This is a genomic window from Altererythrobacter chaiwopuensis (assembly GCF_054957755.1).
Map to the genome: position 1 here is coordinate 59,559 of NZ_JBTXJG010000002.1, position 21,580 is coordinate 81,138.

18 protein-coding genes are annotated in these 21,580 nt (G+C 56.5%); 9 read left to right on the top strand and 9 right to left on the bottom strand.

All coding sequences use genetic code 11. The annotated features are described in order from the left end of the window. Nucleotides 1–92: 92 nt before the first annotated feature. Nucleotides 93–806 carry a GIY-YIG nuclease family protein gene (locus ACX2DJ_RS10890; protein ID WP_462572644.1) on the bottom strand — a complete coding sequence of 238 codons (714 nt, stop codon included), beginning with the start codon at nucleotides 804–806 and terminating at the stop codon, nucleotides 93–95. A 517-nt stretch (nucleotides 807–1,323) separates the two neighbouring features. Here ACX2DJ_RS10890 and ACX2DJ_RS10895 point away from each other — a divergent pair. The 7 genes from ACX2DJ_RS10895 to ACX2DJ_RS10925 all read left to right on the top strand — a co-directional run bounded on the left by ACX2DJ_RS10895 (nucleotide 1,324) and on the right by ACX2DJ_RS10925 (nucleotide 8,451). Next, entirely contained in the window at nucleotides 1,324–1,635 is a 312-nt protein-coding gene (locus tag ACX2DJ_RS10895) for a hypothetical protein (RefSeq protein WP_462572645.1), read from the top strand. Nucleotides 1,636–2,012: 377 nt separating this feature from the next. Next, a complete protein-coding gene (locus ACX2DJ_RS10900; protein ID WP_462573075.1) occupies nucleotides 2,013–2,930 on the top strand; it encodes a glycosyltransferase family 2 protein in 918 nt (305 codons plus the stop codon). 27 nt (nucleotides 2,931–2,957) lie between these two features. After that, nucleotides 2,958–3,815 carry a glucose-1-phosphate cytidylyltransferase gene (gene rfbF / locus ACX2DJ_RS10905; RefSeq protein WP_462572646.1) on the top strand — a complete coding sequence of 286 codons (858 nt, stop codon included), beginning with the start codon at nucleotides 2,958–2,960 and terminating at the stop codon, nucleotides 3,813–3,815. Then, nucleotides 3,739–4,794 (top strand): NAD-dependent epimerase/dehydratase family protein, encoded by a 1,056-nt coding sequence (locus ACX2DJ_RS10910; protein ID WP_462572648.1) that lies wholly within the window; start codon nucleotides 3,739–3,741, stop codon nucleotides 4,792–4,794. The genes rfbF and ACX2DJ_RS10910 overlap by 77 nt, the downstream gene beginning before the upstream one ends. Nucleotides 4,795–4,801: 7 nt before the next feature. Beyond that, on the top strand, nucleotides 4,802–6,070 hold the full coding sequence (locus ACX2DJ_RS10915; RefSeq protein WP_462572649.1) for a class I SAM-dependent methyltransferase: 1,269 nt from the start codon (nucleotides 4,802–4,804) through the stop codon (nucleotides 6,068–6,070). After that, nucleotides 6,067–7,299 (top strand): class I SAM-dependent methyltransferase, encoded by a 1,233-nt coding sequence (locus tag ACX2DJ_RS10920; RefSeq protein WP_462572650.1) that lies wholly within the window; start codon nucleotides 6,067–6,069, stop codon nucleotides 7,297–7,299. Before ACX2DJ_RS10915 ends, ACX2DJ_RS10920 begins: the two co-directional genes overlap by 4 nt. 51 nt (nucleotides 7,300–7,350) lie before the next feature. Next, nucleotides 7,351–8,451 carry a glycosyltransferase family 8 protein gene (locus ACX2DJ_RS10925; RefSeq protein ID WP_462572651.1) on the top strand — a complete coding sequence of 367 codons (1,101 nt, stop codon included), beginning with the start codon at nucleotides 7,351–7,353 and terminating at the stop codon, nucleotides 8,449–8,451. 49 nt (nucleotides 8,452–8,500) lie between these two features. Here the strand turns inward: ACX2DJ_RS10925 and ACX2DJ_RS10930 are convergent, their stop codons facing one another. The 7 genes from ACX2DJ_RS10930 to ACX2DJ_RS10960 form a co-directional block, all read right to left on the bottom strand. Beyond that, nucleotides 8,501–10,027 (bottom strand): lipopolysaccharide biosynthesis protein, encoded by a 1,527-nt coding sequence (locus ACX2DJ_RS10930; RefSeq protein ID WP_462572652.1) that lies wholly within the window; start codon nucleotides 10,025–10,027, stop codon nucleotides 8,501–8,503. Continuing rightward, nucleotides 10,024–11,136: a GNAT family N-acetyltransferase gene (locus ACX2DJ_RS10935; RefSeq protein ID WP_462572654.1), complete on the bottom strand. Its 1,113-nt coding sequence runs from the start codon at nucleotides 11,134–11,136 to the stop codon at nucleotides 10,024–10,026. Before ACX2DJ_RS10935 ends, ACX2DJ_RS10930 begins: the two co-directional genes overlap by 4 nt. Nucleotides 11,137–11,242: 106 nt before the next feature. Next, nucleotides 11,243–12,697: a glycoside hydrolase gene (locus tag ACX2DJ_RS10940; RefSeq protein WP_462572655.1), complete on the bottom strand. Its 1,455-nt coding sequence runs from the start codon at nucleotides 12,695–12,697 to the stop codon at nucleotides 11,243–11,245. Between the two features lie 12 nt (nucleotides 12,698–12,709). Next, nucleotides 12,710–13,753: a glycosyltransferase gene (locus ACX2DJ_RS10945; RefSeq protein ID WP_462572657.1), complete on the bottom strand. Its 1,044-nt coding sequence runs from the start codon at nucleotides 13,751–13,753 to the stop codon at nucleotides 12,710–12,712. Between the two features lie 94 nt (nucleotides 13,754–13,847). After that, nucleotides 13,848–15,983: a GumC family protein gene (locus tag ACX2DJ_RS10950; RefSeq protein WP_462572659.1), complete on the bottom strand. Its 2,136-nt coding sequence runs from the start codon at nucleotides 15,981–15,983 to the stop codon at nucleotides 13,848–13,850. A gap of 69 nt (nucleotides 15,984–16,052) precedes the next feature. Further along, on the bottom strand, nucleotides 16,053–17,747 hold the full coding sequence (locus tag ACX2DJ_RS10955) for an outer membrane beta-barrel protein (RefSeq protein ID WP_462573076.1): 1,695 nt from the start codon (nucleotides 17,745–17,747) through the stop codon (nucleotides 16,053–16,055). Beyond that, nucleotides 17,747–18,496: a sugar transferase gene (locus tag ACX2DJ_RS10960; protein WP_462572660.1), complete on the bottom strand. Its 750-nt coding sequence runs from the start codon at nucleotides 18,494–18,496 to the stop codon at nucleotides 17,747–17,749. Before ACX2DJ_RS10960 ends, ACX2DJ_RS10955 begins: the two co-directional genes overlap by 1 nt. 284 nt (nucleotides 18,497–18,780) lie before the next feature. Here ACX2DJ_RS10960 and ACX2DJ_RS10965 point away from each other — a divergent pair, with 284 nt between their 5' ends. Both ACX2DJ_RS10965 and ACX2DJ_RS10970 read left to right on the top strand, forming a co-directional pair. Next, a complete protein-coding gene (locus ACX2DJ_RS10965) occupies nucleotides 18,781–19,383 on the top strand; it encodes a polysaccharide biosynthesis/export family protein (protein WP_462572661.1) in 603 nt (200 codons plus the stop codon). Between the two features lie 246 nt (nucleotides 19,384–19,629). Further along, entirely contained in the window at nucleotides 19,630–20,292 is a 663-nt protein-coding gene (locus ACX2DJ_RS10970) for a LuxR C-terminal-related transcriptional regulator (protein WP_462572662.1), read from the top strand. A gap of 64 nt (nucleotides 20,293–20,356) precedes the next feature. Here the strand turns inward: ACX2DJ_RS10970 and ACX2DJ_RS10975 are convergent, their stop codons facing one another. Further along, on the bottom strand, nucleotides 20,357–21,523 hold the full coding sequence (locus ACX2DJ_RS10975) for a cell wall hydrolase (RefSeq protein ID WP_462572664.1): 1,167 nt from the start codon (nucleotides 21,521–21,523) through the stop codon (nucleotides 20,357–20,359). Nucleotides 21,524–21,580 lie beyond the last annotated feature (57 nt).

The window sequence follows — 21,580 nt, forward strand, 5'->3', positions numbered from 1 at the left end:
CCAGGCATCGAACAAGGTCGCATGTGATTTCCTGGCGCCTTGAACTGCATTCCTTTCCAATCGCCATTCAGGACCGGATGGGTTTCCTGCGCCTATATCTTCCTGTTTCTTATGAACATCACCGGCGATTCATCGGCATCGTTGCGAGCAACGGGCACATGCTGGGTCTCATCATAGACGAAGGTAGAACTGGCTTTGGCTTGGGCTGCATACGAAGGCTGAAACTCATGCCGCACCCAGTAATCTGTCGCGGACACCTCAGCCCAGTCAAAACCGATCCTGTGCAGGGCACGCAAGGTCGCTTCCTGCGGGGTCACAGTTTCACCTTCATATTGGACCATACCATTATCCAGCGCAGTGCAGGTGATGGAAGTATCCTTCGAGAAGTAGAGCGTGGTATCGGGTTTTGCGCTGAACGCTCCGAAGCGGGATGCGTCATGCGAAGCCTTGATCTGCTCCATGCGCGCGCGCACCTGCGGGGAAATGCCAAGTTCCTCGTCGCTCAAATTCACGGTTGTTGTGGCAGCCAGTTCGATCGCAGCGCGCAACATGTCCGGGTTCATCCTGAAGAACCGTGAATCGCGCGCATCACAATGGTCAGAGAAAAGATAGTGCAGGTTCCGGTCCAGTGACTCGCAATCGGGCACCTTGGCGGCATAATACAAGCGGAACGGGATCGGGAGATCCTTGTCATTGATCTTGCGGATCTTGTTCGCCAAATCGTCCTTGGCTGTATATTCAAACCTTACGAAGCCCGGCATTGCATCGTTCGTCAGGATGAAGGCGGTCCCCTCTTGCCCACTCATCGAACACACTCCGCTATATCGACCCGCTTGAAACTGGCAGATCAAAAAAGCCTTGTGGGCAGCTTTGTCTGATCAACGAAAAACCTTCAAACCTTGGTCAAAAATTCAACCTAGGGTGCAGGGCGCTGCTTCTGCAAAGGATATCTCGGACTAGTTCAATTTTGACCGGTGCGGCCTTGCAGCCGCGCTGTTTGCATGAACGCTCTGACTGGTTGGATTTGAAGAACTTCAGCCTCCCGTTCGCCGTTAATGACGAACGCCGATCAGAGTAATTTCATCACTTGATCCGGTACTTGTGCACCGCGCCTCTTCCATCGGATTAGACCTTAAGGACATTGATTTTGCGCAATCGGCCTCGGTCTGGAAATAGCGAACTAGTGGGACCGGTTGGGATTGCCGTTAGCGACGGAACTTGTAATTTGGGTGCTGTGCATGACTGTGAGCGTTTTGAGGGCTTTCCTGCATGATGCCAGCCGATAGCTGGCCAACGGCAAGTATAGGAGTGGTCGAGATCGTCATGGCTAACAGGCAAGCGACTGATATATATGATGACGTTTCGGATCACGCCTGGCTTTACCACGAGCTTGGAAATTCTTTCGATCCGGATGTCGCCGTGCATTTTAGCGACATGGTCGAAGTGTCGGACATGCTGATGGCGGGCTATGCACGCTTTGTTGGCCAGGGGATGCCCCGCGAAATGGTAGGGTTTGCCATGCTGGGCGCCACAATGAACCTCTATGACCTGTTCGGCATGCAGGCGAGCCTTCCCAAGATCTTGCGCGGCCTTGCTGATCGTATCGATCAGAAGACTGATACCTGCAACCGCTGATCGCACTGGGCCAATGACACATCGGGTTTCGGCCCGGTGATAACGTAGTTCGGGCGCAATATCTCGCGAAGCCGGGGCTTGAGCAGCTCCGCTTCCTGACCTTGCATGCTCGGCGAGCGCTGCCCGCAATTCGTCCTTTCGGATTAGACGGATGCGCGTTCGGTCTAAGCACAGTGCGCGTCTCCCGCCCGCGGCCTCCAGGCGATATGAATGGTGGGAGGATGGCTAGTCAATGAGAATGCAGACCCGCACCGATTGGCCTTCAAACATAAGAAGCTGTGAATTCCACAAAATGATTTTCTCTATAGTTGCGGGATCTAATGCAAAAACAGGCTTGAAAAATAGTGTCAGAGAAAAATAGAAAAGTTACATTGGCAATGCCTGTTTACAACGGATCGAATTTTATTCGGGATGCGCTCGATTCGATTGTTGCCCAAACCTTTACGGATTTCGAACTGATAGTTTGTGACAATGCGTCCGAAGACGACACGCGCGAAATCGTCCAGCAATACGCCGCGAAGGACAGCCGCATCGAATTGATCAGAAACCCCCGCAACATCGGTGCGTCGGCGAATTACAATCTAGGCTTCAAGCACGGTCGAGGAAAATATCTTAAGTGGTGCGCTCATGACGATACGCTGAGCCCCAATTACCTTGAAGCCTGCATTCGCGTGATGGATGCCAACCCGGATGTCGCGCTGGCCTTTGGATCGACGCTCGGCATTACGGGCAAGAATGAAATCGTCCGTCCGGTGGGGGATGAAACGCCATCGCTGGAAAGCGACAGCCCCGCTGAACGGTTCCAGCGAGCGATTGAACTGTCAGGCACATGCTTTCCCATTTTCGGCGTCTTCAGAAGGGAAAATCTGGAGCGCTCTACCCTTCATCGCCCCTATTACGGCTCGGACCGGGCGGTGCTGGCCGAAGCCGCGATCATGGGAAAATTCCTGCGCGTCGAGGAAGCGATCTTCTACAATCGCGAACACGAGCAGCGCTCGATCAACATCGATGACAAGGTCCAGCGCAGCTTCTGGCAAACCGGCAGGAAGAGCCGCGGAGCAGCAGCTGAGCATCTGCAACTGGCGCTCCATCTGTTCGAGATTGCTTCTCGCCACAGCGACATCACTTCGCCCTGGCCGCTGCGTGCGGCGCTGATCCGGCGAAGCCTGCTCCCGATACAATTGGGAAGATACGGCCTTGAACTGGTCCATATGGTTTCACCCGCTGCTGCGCAGGCTGCGAAGCGGGTTTTCGCGAAGCCTCAACGCAACCACGAAGCAAGCAAGATGGTGTAGGACATGACAAGTTTTGACCTGACGAAAGTGAAAGTCGGCATTCTCGCCGGTGGACTTGGCTCGCGTCTTTCCGAGGAAACCGAGACGCGCCCGAAGCCGATGGTCGAAATCGGTGAAATGCCGATCCTGTGGCATATCATGAAGATATATTCGCACTATGGCTTCAACGATTTCAGCATCGCGCTGGGCTACAAGGGCGATTACATCAAGCGGTGGTTCCGCGAACATTTCAGTGTGTCGGGCTCGATCTCGCTGAACACGCGCAAGGGCGGGGTTCTTCGCCATTCTCCGGACTGCGTCCCTGACTGGAATGTCGACCTCGTCGAAACCGGAATGAAGTCAGGCACGGGCGGCCGGATCAAGAAACTGGCCCATTGGCTCGGCGACCAGACCATGATGGTGACCTGGGGTGATGGTGTTGCCGATATCGACATCGGCAAGCTCCTGGCTTTCCACAAATCCCACGGAAAGCTGGCGACACTCACCGCGGTAAGGCCGCCAGCCAGATATGGTCACCTTCAATTTGACGGGGACCTCATCACTGACTTCACCGAAAAGCCGCAGATCGGCGAGGGCTGGATCAACGGTGCCTTCTTCGTCCTTGAGCCGGAAGTGATGAACTACATCGATCACGAAGACGAGATGTTTGAGCATCGCCCGTTGTCGAGGCTGGCCGAGGATGGGCAGCTGATGGCTTACCGCCATGAGTCCTTCTGGCAGTGCATGGATACCATGCGCGAAAAGCAGCTACTCAATGAATACTGGTCGTCTGGAAAGGCGCCCTGGAAGATATGGAAGGACCAGACCAATGAAAGTTCTTTTGACTGGGCACCGCGGGTACATCGGTACGGTGCTGACCCGACGTCTGCTGGAGCGCGGTCATGATCTAGTTGGCCTTGACAGCAATCTATTCGAGGATTGTTTTTTCCTTCCGGAGACCGCCGAGATTCCCTCGATCGGGGGAGATATCAGGGAATTCGTGCTTGATCCCTTTGCCGCAGACAAGCTGCGCGGTCTCGATGCGATCATCCATCTTGCGGGCCTGTCCAACGATCCGCTGGGCGATTACCGGCCCGGCCTTACGCAGGAAATCAACTCGAAGGCCTCGATCGATCTTGCCCGTCTGGCCAAGGCGGCCGGCGTACAGCGCTTTATCTATGCCTCATCCTGCTCCAATTATGGCGCGTCGGGCGATGGGTTTATCGATGAGGGCGGGGCGCTCAACCCGGTAACGCCCTATGGCGTCTCGAAGGTCGAGGCGGAGATTTCCATCGAGGCTTATGCCGATGAAAGCTTCAGCCCGACGTTCCTGCGCGCGTCGACAGCTTACGGCTTGTCGCCGATGCTGCGCTTCGATCTCGTCGTAAACAATCTGACAGCCTGGGCCTGTACGACTGGCGAAGTCCATCTCAAGAGCGACGGCAGCGCCTGGCGCCCGATCGTCCATGTCGAGGATATAGCGCTGGCTTATGTTGCCAGCCTTGAAGCCGATCGCAGCGAAGTGCACTGCGAGGTGTTCAACGTCGGCCAAACCTCGGAAAACTACCAGATCAGGGAAATTGCAGAGATAGTCCGTGATGTGGTGCCCAATTCGCGGATCGGCTTTTCCGCCGACGCGAGCCCCGATGTGCGTAACTACCGGGTCGACTGCAACCATATTGCGCGAAAGCTGCACAATTTCAAACCGCAATGGACGTGCCGCCGCGGCGTTGAGCAACTCTACGATGCATTCGTTTGCAGCGGCCTGACTCTCGAGGACTTCGAGGGTCCCCGCTTCAAACGCATTGCCCACATGAAGCAGAGGATCGCCCAGGGTACTGTGGGCGAAGACCTTTTTCCCGTCCGGCAAATGGTTGCCGCCTGAAAGGTTAATGATGAACCAGATTTTCCTGGAACAACCCGGCAAATATTCGCGCACCGAGACGTGCTGCCGTTCCTGTGGCGGAAATTCGCTCGAACCATTCCTTGACCTTGGTTCCACACCGCTGGCCGACAGGCTCCTGACGCAAGAGATGCTGGAAGAGCTTGAGCTTACATTTCCGCTCGTTGTCGCTTTTTGTCCGGACTGCTCGCTTGTCCAGATCCTGGAGACAGTCGCGCCGGAAATCCTGTTTGCCGATGCCTACCCTTATTATTCGTCATTCTCACCAGCATTGATGGAGCATTCGCGTGCGAATGCGCTGGCACAGCTTGAGGAGCGAAAGCTTGGACCCTCGAGCCTTGTGGTCGAGCTCGCCAGCAATGATGGCTACCTGCTGCGCAATTATGTCGAGAGCTACGTTCCTGTAATCGGTATCGACCCTGCGGACGGGCCTGCCGCTGCTGCCAGAAAGATCGGAGTGCCGACCTTATGCGAGTTCTTTACCGAGGAATTCGCTGCAGACTTTGCCGAAACCCATGGCCTGGCGGACGTCGTGCATGGCAACAATGTCCTGGCTCATGTTTCAGACACCAATGGGTTTGTGGCCGGGATAGCAAAGATCCTGAAGCCGACAGGTGTAGCGGTGATCGAGATGCCGTATCTCTTGCCGCTGATCGAGCACATAGAGTTCGATACGATCTATCATGAGCATCTGTGCTATTTCTCGCTTACGGCGCTGGACAAACTGTTCCGCAGGCACGGACTTTTCCTGAACCGGGTCGAGGAGCTTTCGATCCATGGTGGGTCGCTGCGCATCTTCGTCGAACCCAGCGAGCGGGTCGAGCAGAGCGTCAACCGCATGCTTGCCCATGAGCGCGCGATTGGCCTCGACCAGGCCAGCTTCTTCGCCGAGTTTTCCTCGCGGGTCGATACGCTGAGGAAGGAACTGGTTGCGCTTATCGCGGACCTCAAGGCGAAGGGGCATTCGATCGCTGCCTATGGGGCCGCTGCGAAGGGGGCGACCATGCTCAATTACTGCGGTTTGGACCGGACCCAGATTGATTTCGTGGTTGATCGCAACGTCAACAAGCAAGGCAAGTTCATGCCTGGTGCCCACCTGCCGATCCTTGAACCTGAAGCTCTGGCCGAACGCAAGCCCGACTATGTCCTGATGCTTGCCTGGAACTTCGCGGATGAAATCATCGCGCAGCAGCAAGCCTATCTGGCGCAAGGCGGTCAGTTCATCATACCCGTGCCACATCCAAGGATTGTCGCATGAACCTGGGCGATAGCTTTCTGGAGGCGGACACTATTTCCCAAGCTGATGACGTTTCAGAGCAGTTCACCTGCCCTACTTGCAACTCCGGCAGGACCGAGCTCTTTCATGAGGTTGAAAACGTCCCCACAAACTCGTGCATCCTGTTCGAGACCCGGGAAGAGGCGCTGAACTGCAACAAAGGCTCCATCGCGCTGCGATTCTGCCATGGTTGCGGCTTTATCTACAACGCCAGCTTCAAGCAGGAATTGACCGAGTATTCCGGGCGTTACGAGGAGACCCAGGGCTTCTCGCCAACATTCTCACGCTTCCATCGCAACCTTGCCGAGGAAATGATCGAGCGGCACGGCCTGTCCGGTCGGGACGTGATGGAGATCGGCTGCGGCAAGGGCGAGTTTCTTGTGCTGCTTTCGCAGCTGGGAGAAAATCGCGGCGTGGGGGTGGACCCCAGCGCCTTGCCGGAGCGGCTCGAGGGGGTGCCCGGTGCAGAGCGGGTCACGCTTATTCCCGAATATTTCGAACCGCGGCATTGCCAGGTCCAGCCGGATTTCCTGTGCTGCAAGATGACACTCGAGCACATCACGCAAACTTCCGAGTTCATCGAAACGATCCGTGCCGGGCTGGACGAATCCAGGCAGACCGTGGTGTTCTTCCAGGTGCCCGAGGCAGACCGGATCATCAGGCATTGCGCCTTCGAGGATATCTACCACGAGCATTGTTCCTATTTCACCGAGAGTTCGCTTCGCCACTTGTTCGAAAGGAGCGGTTTCAAGGTCACAAGGACCGCCATTGAATATGATGATCAGTACCTGACGATCGAAGCGGTGCCTTGCTCCGGGAATTCGGCAACGGGGACACGCGCCGCGATCGACGAACTTGCCGATCTTGTGCGCAGCTTTGCGGAACGGCTCGAACTTCACAAGCAGCATTGGCGCGAAAAGGTCCAGCAAGCGAAGTCCGAAGGAAAGACTGTGGTCCTCTGGGGGTCAGGTTCGAAGGCCGTGTCGTTCCTGACATCGCTTGGGATTGCCGACCAGGTCGATTTCGTCACTGACATCAATCCCAATCGCCACAATCACTACATGCCGGGTACAGGCCAGCTGATTGTCCCGCCAGAACAGCTGGTGGAGATACAGCCGGGATTGGTGATTGTCATGAACCGGATCTACGAGGGCGAGATTTCGCAGTCGCTTTCGGACATGGGCGTTTCCTGCGATGTGGCATGCCTGTGATGGAAATCGGATACCTGTCCAGGAAGGATCATATTTGAGGTCGCAGCTGACATGAAGATCGCGATTACAACCGCAACGGATAGCGGCTATTTGCCGGCAGCTTGCTGCCAGCTCAAATCGGTCGCCGATCATTTGCCTGATGGATACGATGTCAGCCTGAACCTGGTCTGTTGCGATGTCAGCGAAGGGGATGTTGCAGCGGCGCGGGCATTCTTTGAATGCAAGGGTGTACCGGCTAAAATCATCCTCCCCGATTTCGTCGATGAACAGATCAAGCCGATCAACCAGAGATGGCCTAGAGCGGCCTATCTGCGGCTCTACTTCGACATGATCTTCGGTGCGGAAGTCGAACGGCTGATCTATTTTGACGCTGATACGCGCATCATGGCCTCGATCGAGCCACTGCTAGCCTTGGACCTGCAAGGGTTTCCCGCTGCCGCAGTGCACGATTTCGTATACTACCTGAGCGGCAACATCAGGCGCCGCCGCCGGGACCTGTTTCTGTCTGATGACGCCCCTTACCTTCAGTCAGGCGTGATGGTGTTCGACTGGCCAAAATTGTTGGCGGACGGTGCACTCGAACGCGCACGACAATTTCTGGTCGACAACCCTGAAGGCTGCATGGAGGCGCCCGATCAGGACGCGCTCAACCATGCGCTTGAAGGAAAGTGGTTGCCACTCGATCCGCGGTGGAATCTGCACGAGACTTATCTCAACTTCGGCGGCAAGCTGACCCCATACCTGGAACATTATACCTCGACCAAGCCCTGGTCGAAAAGGCGGCCACCCCGGTGGGCGGATGCGGCACAATGGTACCGGGAGGAATTGCGCGATACGATCTGGTCGGGCTTCATCCCTGAACAAACCACTGGCGACAAGATCCGCTCGCAGCTCGATTTTCTGAGGTTCCGCTACGCACCAAAAATCCGCAACGCGCTTGCGCTTTATGCGCCTGTCGTTCTGGACATGATGAAGGTGCCAAGGCATCGCTCCGACGATTCCGAACTTCCCTGGGCGCCGCGAAACAGCAAGGATGTCGAGGACATGGCTCGCGCGCTTGTTTCCGAAGCGCATGGCGAGCGCAGTTTCATCCGCCCACCAGAGGGAGTACTGGACGGGCACGGCAAGGGCCGTCCGATAGGCCTCGCCTGATCAGCGCGTAGGTCAATGCTGCAACATTGCGTGCTCGCGGCTTGGCAACTCAACTCGGCAAGTTCTGGTCAAGGGTGCCATTAGCTTGAGCCTTGGCCTCATGGCGGCTCCTCCGCCCGGCTTTGACCCGCTGAACCAGAGTAACGATCTCGGTAACAGGTCCTGCTGGCCGTCCGGTTGCGAGCCATGCCATGCAGATGGCCGCGGCATAGAACGCGCCGCCCGCCAGAATTTTTGCGGCCAGGTCGATCATGACGCCGACATTGGCGTTTGCGAGCAGAAGGTCGACAGCAAATACCCCGAATGTCATTGAAACAAGACCGCAGATCGTGAAGCCGTGATGCTTCACCTGATGAGCCACCGAGATATTCAGGAGATGGCGCAGGAACAGCAGTTCGATCATCACAGTTATCAGCTCGCTGACAAGACGGCCGATGGCTGCGCCAATCAGCCCTCCGCCAATCAAGCCTCCGACGATCAAGGGTATCTTGACGAATACTGCGATGATCTGGCGGATGAAAAGCAGCTTCGTTTTGCCAAGCGCCATGGCGACCGGCTGCAGCCCCACGGTGAAGGTACCCAAAGCATAATAAAGGGCGCAAATCTCCACGAAGGGGATCGCAGCCAGCCACTGATCCCCCAGCGCGATCTTGACCGCAGGCCCGGCTACCAAAGCCAGGCCGATGCCAAGCGGCGCAATCAACATGGCGATGGAGGATTGTGCAAGCAGATGCGATCGGGTCAGCCGCGCCATTTCCTTTGAAAGATTGGCAAGGCCCGGGAAAAGCGCGTGCTTGATAGGCTGTATGGTTTCGCGGGTTGGGATGACCGCGAAATTGTCAGCCATCGCATAGATGCCCAACTGGGCCTTGGGAACGACGAGGCCGATGATCAACTGGTCGATCCGCCAGTTCAATGTTTCGAATAGCTGGTTGAGGAAAATCCAGCCTGAGAATGCCCAGATTTCCTTTACATGCTTGAGCGAAAGACGAGGCCAATAGGGAATGAGCAGATAGCTCAGCAAGGCTGCGGCTACCGCGCCAAATGCATTGCCAAGGATGATGGCCCAATAGGATTTCAGAATCAGTGCAAGAATGATTGCAAGGCCAACTCCGGCCGCTTTCTGCGAAAACTGCACCAGGGCGAGGGAAGCGAAGCTCATCTTCTTCGTCACCAACCAGATATGCGGGTTTTGCAATCCGATCATCGCACCGGTGATCCCTGAAACGATGAAGACCGGGACCATGTCGGCGTTCGAATAGACCAATGACAATGGCCAGGCAGCCAGCGCGAAAAACAGGCAGATGATGATCGAGCGGATCAGTGCCATGGTCCACGCCGTATCAATGTGCGATCTGTCGACTTCGTCCTTCTGGATCAGGGCATTGTTGAGCGAGAGTTCGGTGCAGGATTGCACGACCGTGAGGATGGCTGTCGCGATCGCGACGATGCCGAAATCTTCTGGCGTCAACAGCCTGGCAAGGACAAGTATGGCGCCGATGCTGAGCAGGTTCGATGCAACGCGCGCGCCCCCAAGGGAGAATGCACCGCGCACTACGCCCAGCCGCAGATTCAAAACACGTTCCGATCACCGGCGGATTGGGCGTCGTTCGGCAACACCACCCCTGAAACGAATTTGGCTGCCGCACGGCGGGGATATGTGCCAAAGCGACCAAGCGGCAGGCGCTCGGCGGCCGTTACCACCGCATTGGTTCCTGTTCTGAGGATTTTGGCCAAGCTCCCCGGGCGCGTGATCGCACCTTCGCGCAGGCCGACATACTGGTCGGCAAACAACAGTTTGAATGCACCGTCGCCCCGGCCGAAATCGATCAGGGCAATGCCATGCTGCTCCGCTGCCATAGCGCATCGGTCCACCAGATTGATGCCTGGTCCAAGCTTGTAGGCCGCAAGATCGTAAGACGGGAACCACCAATGCCAGACGCTTGATGTCCTCAATCCGAAATGCGCTGCCAACAGCCTGTCGCCAGCGTGTAGCGTCGTCATGACGGCTGAAAATTCGGGGTCAGAAAAATGACGCAGCCTCTCAAGCACTTCACCAATCCAATCGGACCTGATCCGAAATTGCGTGCCGGCTCGCTCATATAGAGCGTTCTTCATCTCGATGTGGCGCCGGTAAATACTATCGTGGGAATCGTGGAATGTGAAGCGGAGCGGCCCGATGTCCTTTTCGGTCTTGCGGCTTCGCCGGCGCATTTCGCGCTTTGCCTTGGTCCAGCTGGAATCCTTGCGCGCTACGAATGCATTGTATCCGTCGCCAAGATTCATCTGCGGTGAAATGGAATTGCCCTGTGCATCGGCAGTCAGTTCCTCAAACGAGGCTGGCAGATGATTATAGTCGTAAGAGGAAATCCCGGCCGCCTGAAGCAGGTTATGCGGATTGATCCGCACACCTGGAGCCAAGATCGGTCCCTGATAATCGTTGAGCTGCCCACCAACCGGCTTGCCAATGCCGCTTCGCAAAAGATGGAATGGCAGGAATCCCACTACGTCGCCATGTTGTTCGAAAATGGCAATGCGTACATCGCAGCGGACTTCGGCAACTGTCTGCGTAAACTGGGGCCAGTAGAACGGACTGTGATAGAGGGGATTTGCCCGGCAGAAGGTCTTCCAGAGTTTGATCAGGTCTGGGCTAAGCTCGCTGGCTTGCAGAGAATGGCTTCGCATGGCCTTCACTTTCCCAGCCGAATGACTTCGGCGGGTGCCCGGCCCGGAGCTTGGCAGGGCATGGCAGCTGTCTGGGTGGCTGCGGGGCAGGGCAGTCGCGGGCGGGTCACGAAGTGGTGACCTTTTCCGTCTTAACCCGGCTTTCCCAGCGAAACTCCGTAAACTGGGGTTTCAGTTCTTCGGCCACATCTGCCAAGCTCGTACGCAAGGCTATCGCAGCACCGGCCATGATGGAAAACAGGGCGGCGGGTATCGCATGAGGTGAGGATATTGCTGCTGGTACGAGGCTCATCACCGCTGCGGTTGCCAGAGCACCGCCGATGGACTGGTAAGGGATCGGGCCGATACCCCAGGTCGACTTCTTCGAAGCCTGGAAAACCGATTTCAGATAGATTCCAAATGTTACTATGCCGATCAATCCGGTCGAACCGAGGATGGCCGTGACCATGCTTGATGATCGAAAGCTGCCCGGGCCAATTCCCAGTCCATACGAAGCAATGAAGCTGTCCCAACCCTGGAGAGCCCAGAACAGCCTTTGCTGACCGGAAAAGCTGGCTGGCTTTCCGACTGTCATGTCAACGATCAACTCATAAACGGCGAATGGCAGCCGAGGGATAGTCGCCATGAGCACGGCCAGTAAGAACAGAATACCGCAGGCTGCAATTACCGCGCGCGCCAATTTCCCGGGCGGGGTTGCAGCAGGAAAGATCATTGCGCGAAAAGTGAAGAACAGGGCGTAGGCACCAAGCGCCACATATGCGGTTGATGCGGTGCTTAACACCAGCATCAGTGCAAGAGCCGCAGCCGCCAATCCCGTCGCCCGTGTCCGGATTGACCGGTACCACAATTCAGCCATCGCGAGAAAAAGAGTGAAGCCCAGGCCAGCATAGCTCGATGCCTCTGGAAGCACGCCTCTGATGCGGATGAAGCCTGAAATGGACAAGTCGAGCGGTGTGTAACCGCCATTTCGGAATAGACTGAGGATTACCTCGAAACTCGTCCCACGTGTCAGCAGGTCAAGACCACCCGTTCCTATATGAAGCCAACTGGCGAGGATGAGCGCTGTGACCAGGGCGTCACCACCCGAGGGGAGACGGCAAAATATATAGCTTGAGATTGCGAGCAGCAGTGCGCCCAACAGATAGAAACCAGCGGTCAGGTTCTGCGAGGTAGGCTGCAGCGGGACGGTGTCGAAGGGGCCCATCGATGGGTCCGGCCGCATGGGAAAAACATCCACCATGCCTCCGAACATGCGCGGCGCCAGGTACGCGCAGACCATGCCGTACAAAACAAAGAAGACGATCCATTTATTCTCGCTCACAGCAGCTGGCAAAAAGCGGAGATAGCCTCCTTTTGGAGCCAGAATTCTCAGGCTGGTAAACAGCAGCGCGAATTGAACCGGCGGGATGGATGAGCCCCCCAAACCAGGGAGTGAAATGGCGGCGGAACCATCAAGAAGCGCGCTGATGACAAGAAAGATAAGTGCGCCTCGCACGCTGCCAGCCAGCACGACATAGGTGCCGATCAGGATCTGGACCATGCCGATAATGGTGAGTTCCATTGCCCTCTTCGCTCAGTTCGGCTGCGCCATTTGCAATATCTTCCGGTCGAACTGCTCCGGTTCGAAAAGGCTTGCCTGTTTGATGGCCACCGAAGGATCAAAATCCTTCACGAAAAACTCCATCTGTTTGACTGCTTCGATGAGCGATCCGGCCGTTTGCTCGTCGAAAAAGATCCCGGTCTGGCCGTGTAAGACGCTGTCCCTTACCCCGCCGCGTCCGTATGCGACCACGGGTCGGCCCGAAGCCATGGTTTCGACAGGGGAAATGCCGAAGTCTTCTTCCGCCGTGATGACCAGCGCCTTGCAACGCGCGTAGGCATTCTTGAGCGAGGCAAAATCGAGCCGATCGATAAAGACGATATTCGGCTGCGCGATGGCCTGCAATTTCTTCAACATGCTTCCCGTGCCGACCATGGTCAGCGGCAAGCCGTTCGCATTGAAGGCTTCAACCGCAAGGTCAGGGCGCTTGTAAGGCACCATCTGTCCGACCCAGAGGTAGTTGTCATCAATCTCGTCCGACTGGTGGAAAAGACTGGTATCGACCGGAGGGTGGATCACCTCGGATTCGCGGCGCCAGACCTTGCGGATGCGCTGCTGGATGAAATGGGAATTGGCAATGAACTGGTCGACCCGGGCACTCGAGGTGACGTCCCACTGACGCAAGCGATGATAGATCAACGGCATCGCCCCGCGGGCAAGCAAGGGTGCTTCGGCGCGATACTGGTGATAGTGATCCCATAAGTATCTCATGGGGGAATGGCAGTAGCACAGGTGCATCGCGTCTGGCCGGGTGATCACACCTTTTGCAGGGCCGGATTCACTGCTTATGACAAGGTCATAGGCAGTGAGATCGAGGCACTCGAGCGCCATCGGCATCAGCGGCAGGTAATATTGATACAAACGCCGTGCGAACGGAAGCCGGTTGACGAAACCCGCTTTGATCGGCGCCTGCTTCAGGGTCGCCGACATGCTGCGCGGGTCATAGACATTGGTAAAAATGTCGGCATTCGGGAAGATCCGCAGGAGCCGCTCGACCACCCGTTCGCCGCCGCGCATTGCGACAAACCAATAGTGCACAATCGCCACGCGCCGTTCCGAAAAGGTTCCATTGATCAAAGAATGATCCAAGCCCGTCCGCTCGGCGGCCAGTCTAGGCATAATATTCCTTGTACTGCGAATAATAGAAATACGGGTCGTGCGGATCGAGGAACGACCGGCGTTTCATGTTGACACCGTTAAGCACGGCGCCAAGGACATTGACCTTGTCGGGTGGGAGCCTCCTCAGCGCGGCGCGGATCGCAAACTTCGAAGTTGCGCGCCATTTTGTTGCGAATACAACAACATCGGCGCGGCCCGCCAATATGCGAGAGGCGGCTATCGGAAGGACTGGTGGCAGGTCGAGAATGATCCTGTCAAAATGGCCGCGAAGCCGCTCCAGGAGGTCCACGAATTCCTGTCCGCGCAGCAGGTGCTCCGGTTCCTCCGCGCTTGGTGACAGCGGAAGAACGCAGAAGACATTCTCTCCTACATATTGCTCAAAATCGATCGGCGCCGTCCCTTTCAATACATCGATAAGACCTTTTTGCCCTGCCTGCATGTTCAGCAGCCGGCTGATGCCTTGCCTGCGCAAATCACAATCAATCAGCATGGTGCGCATCCCGCCCGCCGCCAATACGCTGGCCAGGCAACACGACATGACCGTTTTGCCTTCGTTGGGCAGCGCGGACGTAATCGCGATAACTTTTGCCTGTCCCTGCGTGGCCAGATCAATCGATGCGCCGAGCGAACGGAACGCCTCTGAGAATCCCGATTTCGGAGCATCCTGTATGGCCGTTGCCGGGTGGTCGTTGCCATCGTCGATCGATGACAGGAGCGGGATCGACGCCAGGCACGGAATGCCCAGGTCGCGTTCCACTTCTTCGGGCGTGGAAAGACCATGGAACAGGGCTTCCTTGATGTAGGCTGCCAATACTCCCAGGCCCAGGCCAATGACCAATGCCAATACCATATTGAGGATTATGTTCGGCGAAGCGGGAAAGATTGGTGCTTCCGCCAAGGTGAGGATATTTGCACTCGGCTTTTCGCTGCCTTCCGCTGCAATAAGCTCCTTGAAGCGGTTAAGATAGGTTTCGTAGATGCCTTGAGATGCTTCGGCGGCGCGCTCCAGTTCGCTGAGACCAACCATTGCATCATTGTTTTGGGATAGCCGACCGCGCGCCGCAGCGAGACTTGAAGTCAAAGATGCGAGGCGCTGTTGCGAGACGTCCTGCTTGGCCCTCAGGTTGGAAACCACTCGACCGATCTCTGCTTCGATCCTGCGCCGAACCTCGTCCAGCTGGCTCTGCGCGCGAATGAGCAGTGGGTGATTGGGGCCGTATTTCGCCGACAGGTCTGCAACGCTGGTCGCAGCCAGGGCTTCCTGGGAGCGCAATGAGGAAATGACCGGCGAATCCAGCGCTTCACCGACATCATCCCCGGTTGACCCGGAACTGAGCTGGGCGAGGGCGGTTCGCAGCCGCGCCTGGTCTGCTGCCGCTGCCGCACGCGCTGTTGTTACCTCCTGGTTGTAGGTTGCGATTTCCTGCTCTGTAAGGGATGCGCCCGAAGTGCTGAGCAGGTTATTCTTTATCCTGTATTGCTGGAGTGCCTGAGTGTCGGCCTGAGCCTGATCGCGCAGCTCGGCCAGGCGTTGCTCCACGATATTGCGGGCATCTGCATTCCGCTGCTTTTCTGAATCGAGTTCCCAATTGACGAACTGGCGTGCAAATTCGTTCGTTATATCGGCAGCAGCCTTTGCCTCCTCGGCTTCATAGGAAATGGCCAAGGCGTAACTTTCGCCCGCCCGCCTTGCTGAAACATGTTCCTGGAGCTGTTCAAGAAGGGCACGCTGATCGCTGTCAGACATGCCTTCGGTCAGGCCCAGCTCCTGAGCCACGCGTTGGGCCATCTCCTGAGAAGTGATGATCTGTATCTGCGTCTCGACCACTTCATCGCTCAACACAGGCTGGGCCGAAAGTGTGGATGTCGATTGAGTTACGATCGCTGCATCGTTCGTCAACATCACGGTCGCTTCCGCGCGGTATGTCTTTCCAGCCAACAGCGAAATCGCCAGACCGGCCAGCAGGGCCGCGGCTGTTACCAGCAGGATCAGCTTGAGCTGCCGATGGAAGAAACTTACGCTCTCGCGCAAATCTAGCCGGTCGGTCTGGGCCGGTGGATATGCACCATAATTGGTCATTCCGGTACCAGGCGCGCCTGCCCTGACCAGATCAGTCGATCCACTCATCCATGATCTCCACGTTTCCTGCAGCAGAAACGATAATTATTGAGCTGGCGCTGCCGTTTCATTTCGACCTCACCATGCCGATCGCAGGCCTATGGTGCCTGCAAAGCCCTTGTATGAACGGCCGAATGCTCCCCCGTCCTGGTCGCGGTATCCAACCGACACGAAAACTCCGATCCTGTCCGCCAGCCTGTAAGTTGTTGATCCGGATACAAATGCGCGTTTGTCCTTGCGGAGGGTGGTCTTGTACTCTTCCTCCAGGTAGCCGGCCTCGGCGCCTACCAAGACGCGATCGCCGATGGCGTGCTGCGCTGAGAGCTTGAATTCGCTTGTGATGATTGCCGGCGCTTCCTGGCTCCTGCTCGGATCGACAAGACGGCTGGCGCTGGCGTCAAGTTTCCATTTCGGCGAAGGAGTCCAGCTCGCTGCAAGCCGGTAGTTTATTTCGCCTGCCGACTTGATCGAAGGGTCGTCGAAATCCTGGCTGATATAGCCAACGCCTGCCTCCAGATCGATCAGGCCGGTGAGTTCATGCCTGACACCGATCAGCGCCGCATAACCGCTCGAGTTTCGCGAGGGGGTGGTCGCAATCTGGTAATCGATTTCGTTGCCGCGCAATTCGCCGAAGATCTTGGTCTTGGCGTTGACTCCCAAGTCAGCCCTGAATTTCGCTGTGCGCACAGTGACATCGCGCAACGAAAGATCGATTGGCGCCCCACCGAGCACGGTGTCCGAATAGTCTCGTTTGATGACACCGGCCCCAAGCGCGATTTCCAGCTTGTTCCCGGTCCGCGCCACTTCGATTCCGGCCGTTTTTTCATGGAATGAAATAGGCTCGTCGCTGAAGAATATATCGCCAGCCGTCCCGCGCCGTTCGATCCCCCGGTTGTACCCCGCATTGGCCGCAACATCGATGCCAAGGCCTAGCTCCAACAGAGCCCGGGCGTTCAGCCTGTATTGTTCGCTATTCTCATCGGATATGTCGAAGTATCGCCTTAGTTCAGCGGCGCCTTCCAAGCTGACAGCGTGCCGCGAGAAGTCGGACCGGAGGACGAAAGCCGGCCTTAGCGACACGACACCGTCCTCGATCTCGCCAAAATCGACATTATAGATATTGGTGTCGTAGGTCAGGTCTACGATCGCCTGCGGATACAGGATGAACCCCGGCGAAACCCTGATCCCTTCGCCTGAATCCGGATCGAACAGCTTGACCGGCGTTACAACTTCTGGCGCTTCGGCCAGTGCCAGTCTCGGCGCCACGAGGCACATGCACGTGAAGGCAGCGAGACGCAAAATGATGCCGCCATGATGTCTTCTTCCAGACAATGCCCTGACCGAGATCGCCTCGTACATGGATTTGGAATTTCGCCTCCTCGGCACAAACGCCAAGCAGATGATGAACGCCAGGTCCTCAAGCTCCTGCCCGAAATTCTTTCCCAAGCCCGAGTTCTTGATGGGCCGGGTCCGCTGAGAGCGGCGTTGCTTGGCCGCAGGAGACTTGCGAGCCTTCAGCAGGGTTAGGACCCGGGTGATGCCTAAACCAATTCCCCTATAGAAATTTTCAGCCAAAAGGAGTAGGTCTATAACCACTATGGATAGTGCGATCAGCATGCTGGAATCTTCCAAACCAACCAGCTCTCGGCCTCGTTGTGATCGAAAGCCGCAGCGCCCTAGCTTTGCCCGTGGTGTACTTTTCGCTTTGCCAGCTGCCCTGGCGCTCTGGGCCTTCTTGTTCTGGTTGGTCTGGTGATCGGACAAATGGCGCATCAGCAAGATCCTTTGCCTGTGATCACTGCGGGAATGGTCAACAGCAAGATCTTGAAATCGAACCACAGCGATTTCGACCGGGAATAAAGTACATCGGCTGCGACCCTGCGGCGATAAGTCGAATCGTTGCGACCGGTAACTTGCCAAAGGCCAGTCAGGCCAGGCCTGACACTGAAATAGCTCGTAATGTAGCGACCGTACTTTGGCACTTCGGAAGACACGATCGGGCGTGGCCCCACCAGGCTCATGTCGCCACGGATGACATTGATCAATTGGGGAAGCTCATCGATGCTGGTATGCCGCAAGAACCGGCCGATCGGGGTTATTCGCGGATCGCGGCTAAGCTTATGATTGCGGTCCCATTCGTGTCGGAGCTCTGCCTTTGTTTCAAGTAAACTTGCAAGATGCTCTTCCGCGTCAATCCGCATCGAGCGGAATTTGTAGCAGCCGAAACCCCGCCCGTTCATGCCAACGCGCGTCTGTTTGAATACGACCGGGCCCGGACTCGTAATTGCAATGAGCAACGCTGCAAGTGCCATCACCGGGAAAAGCACAACGAGCATGGCGGCCGAAATCGCTATGTCGCGCACCCGAACCAGCAGCCCGTTCGTCGCTCGGGATTGTGTGGCCAGATCGGATGCCATCACGATCAGCTCACGTTCGGAAAGCGACGAGTTCGCGCCGAAAAACAGCGTGTCGCCAGATGCTTTTGCATCTCTCAGGGCACTGTCATGTTTGGTCGTGTGCATGGCGCTCGGTTGTTCGATTGCTGATTAACTGGGGCCGTTGGCTCGTCCGGAAATCGGTTCGATCCAACGGGCACCAGAACCACAAGCTTCACCAGAATGGTCACATGAACAATCGCGCATCGGTTGTAAGTCTAGTCCAACCAAAGGGGCTAACGGGGGCGACCGAAAACCCGCGCAGATCCCCCCAAATGGTAATTCAAAGGTAAGCCGGCATGGCCTAACCCAACTAAAACCGAGTGGCGCGAAATCCATCATTCGGATTTGTCAGGAAAAGGGAAGATTGCATGTCTGAAGCAACGATCGTTTCGATGCGGCGACTGTTCAGGGGAGCAATCCTTACCGCATTGTTCGGCCTGGCTGCGGCATGCGCGTCGAATAACCTGGCAGTCATGACCGTGTCGCAAGCCAACAGCGAGCTCGCAACGGGTTATCTTATCGATGCAGGAGACAAGCTGAAGGTAACCGTATTCGATGAAGAACCGCTGACCGGAGAATATGATGTGGGGATGGGGGGAGCCATATCTCTGCCGCTGCTGGAGCCCATCATGGTGAAGAACATGAATCCCAGGCAGGTTGCGCAGATCATAGAGGAAAAGCTGTCTGCTGGCGGCTATGTGCTCTATCCTAGAGTTTCCGTAGACATCCTCGAATATCGTCCCTTCTTTATTCTTGGCGAAGTCGCTGCGCCTGGCGCGTACCCGCATGGGGGTGAGCTTACCTTGGAGCAAGCTGTTGCGAAGGCAGGCGGCTTCACGCCGCGTGCCCAAAAGTCGTCGGTTGTGCTGAAGCGCCAGGACTGGGCGGAAAGCAAACTGATCAAGCTGGAAAAAGCTGCGCTTAAGGTTGCCCCTGGCGATACGATTATCGTGCAGGAGGCGTTTTTCTGAGCCACCCTGGGGTTGTTCTTGCGCCTTGGCAGCGTGATAAAGCCCGAGAACCTGTTTCCCCGACTGTCCCGTAATGCGACTTCCTTGGACTGGTTAAAAAAGTTCATTGATTTGTTAGTCGCATTACCGCATCATTCGTGTTCGCCGTTCGGAGTCGCTGCCACGGCAATTTTTCGATAATAATTCCAACCGTGGTTATTGGTCTGAACGGTCTGGGGTAAACATCGAAATTGCCAAGGAACGGCCATGTCCAGCGACCTATGCTTAGTCAGCTTGCACGATATTTCTCGTGAAGGACTGCATCGAATTCTGTCTTCGGATGGATTCAATATTCTTATTTCATGTCGAGATGTCAGCCGAATTGTTGAATCGGGGATCGATCCTGACTGCTCGGTCGTGATCGATTTGCAGGATCACGAGACCCAGATGGAGGCCGTAAGGGCGATCAACGCGGCTTACCCTGGGGTAAAAATTGCCATTCTGGTTGAAAAATTCGAAATAAGCAGCATGGTCGAATGCTTCGATGCCGGAGTGGCCGGTTATATCGTCAAATCGATGAGCTCGCAGCCTCTTATAGCTGCGCTTCGCCTGGTAACACTTGGACAAAAGGTTTTGCCGTCCGAGCTTGCGGAGGTGCTAAGTCGGCATAATCTGGATCACGCTGTGCCGGGCGGAGATCTGGAGCATGAGATGGAGAGCGCGAACCTTTCAGTACGTGAACGCGATGTGCTGTGCTGCCTTATGGCGGGATACTCCAACAAGGTCATTGCGCGCGAGCTTCACGTTTGCGAAGCCACCGTGAAGGTGCACGTGAAAGCCATTCTTCGGAAGTTGGATGTGAGCAACAGAACGCAAGCTGCAATCTGGGCGAGCACGAGAGGTTTTTCGAACTATCACATGGCCGCATAGCACCGGCTACCGGCCGTCAATAGCTGAGCCGCACAGCGCGGATTTTGCGTAAAGACCAACCTGATTAACCGCGCTCTCGCATAAGTTCGGTCAGCGCCCGTCTGTCGATCGGCAAGCATTCGCTTTTCCGCGGCCGCTCAACCCTCTGGCAGTCCCAAAGCGCGAGGGTCATTGCCGACGCTGCATCGCGAACAAACAGAAAAATTGGTCGTTCCCGCTCTTGCGCGGCTCGAGCCTGATTCCGCTTGATGTCATCCCCATCATCATAGCCGAAAACCTGGCAATCCTGACGGCCCTTGCAGGATTTCATTGCCGCAAGTGCCCACCGGCCGCTTGCTTCGCTTTCCTTAAGAGGCAGGAATATGGCACGATCAGGTAGCATGGCTGCCGCATCCGGCGCGGTTTCTGGTATGGCTGCCTCAATGCGATCCGAAAGCTGGTCGGTCGGCTGCGTGGCAGCAAGTTCAAAAACCTTCGACCGCTCTACGCTCTTCAGCACCAGCGTCTTGTAGTCCTGCTCTGTTCCAAGATGCCTTTGCTGCCGGTTTGCTCCCTTTCCGCCAGCCCAGCGGTAGAAAATATGTGGTCCAACAGAGGTCAAACGTTGAAGCTTTCCGCTCCACCAGGGGGACACATAGGAAGCGTGATAATGCGTTGCTGTGCCCACGCTCTCATCCACGAAACCGTTCAGGGCCTGCTCTGAGCGCAGGATGGCGCGTTTCCATGCGGCGCCTGAAGGCTGGCGCCGTTTGAGCGAGCCATCGCAAGTGAAGGTGAACTGGCACCCGGTCTGCCGTTCGAACCCTTCAAACACGACACCGCAAAACGAATTGGGCCAGCTCGGGTGGTTCACGCGGTTGACCACGGTCTGAATAACCGCCCGTTGCCCGGCCGGATCATCGCCGGCTTCATACCATGCTGCGGCTGCAAGACATTCCGCGGCTCTTGCACGGTTGACCGCCGTACCCTGATAGTGGAACGGTTCGGCCTTCGATAATCCTGACAAGCCTAAGGCGGCACCCGCGCTCGCCGGAAAAAGCGAGGTGCCGTCTGGTTCATCCGGGTGCGCTCTTGCACGCTGGTCGGCCTTGTCTGCACCGCCAGACAGGTCATCCTGCGTCCGCCAATCGAGCCTTTGGTGCGGGCCGGAAACGATGACGAAAGTTGCGACGCTACCGGCGAATGCCAAGGACATAAACTTCGGCAGAGACCCTTGCACGAGCTGGCGCAATCGCGCGAAATTCGCATGACTCTGTTTAGCGATACCGGTGTTCGAGGGGTTCCTCAT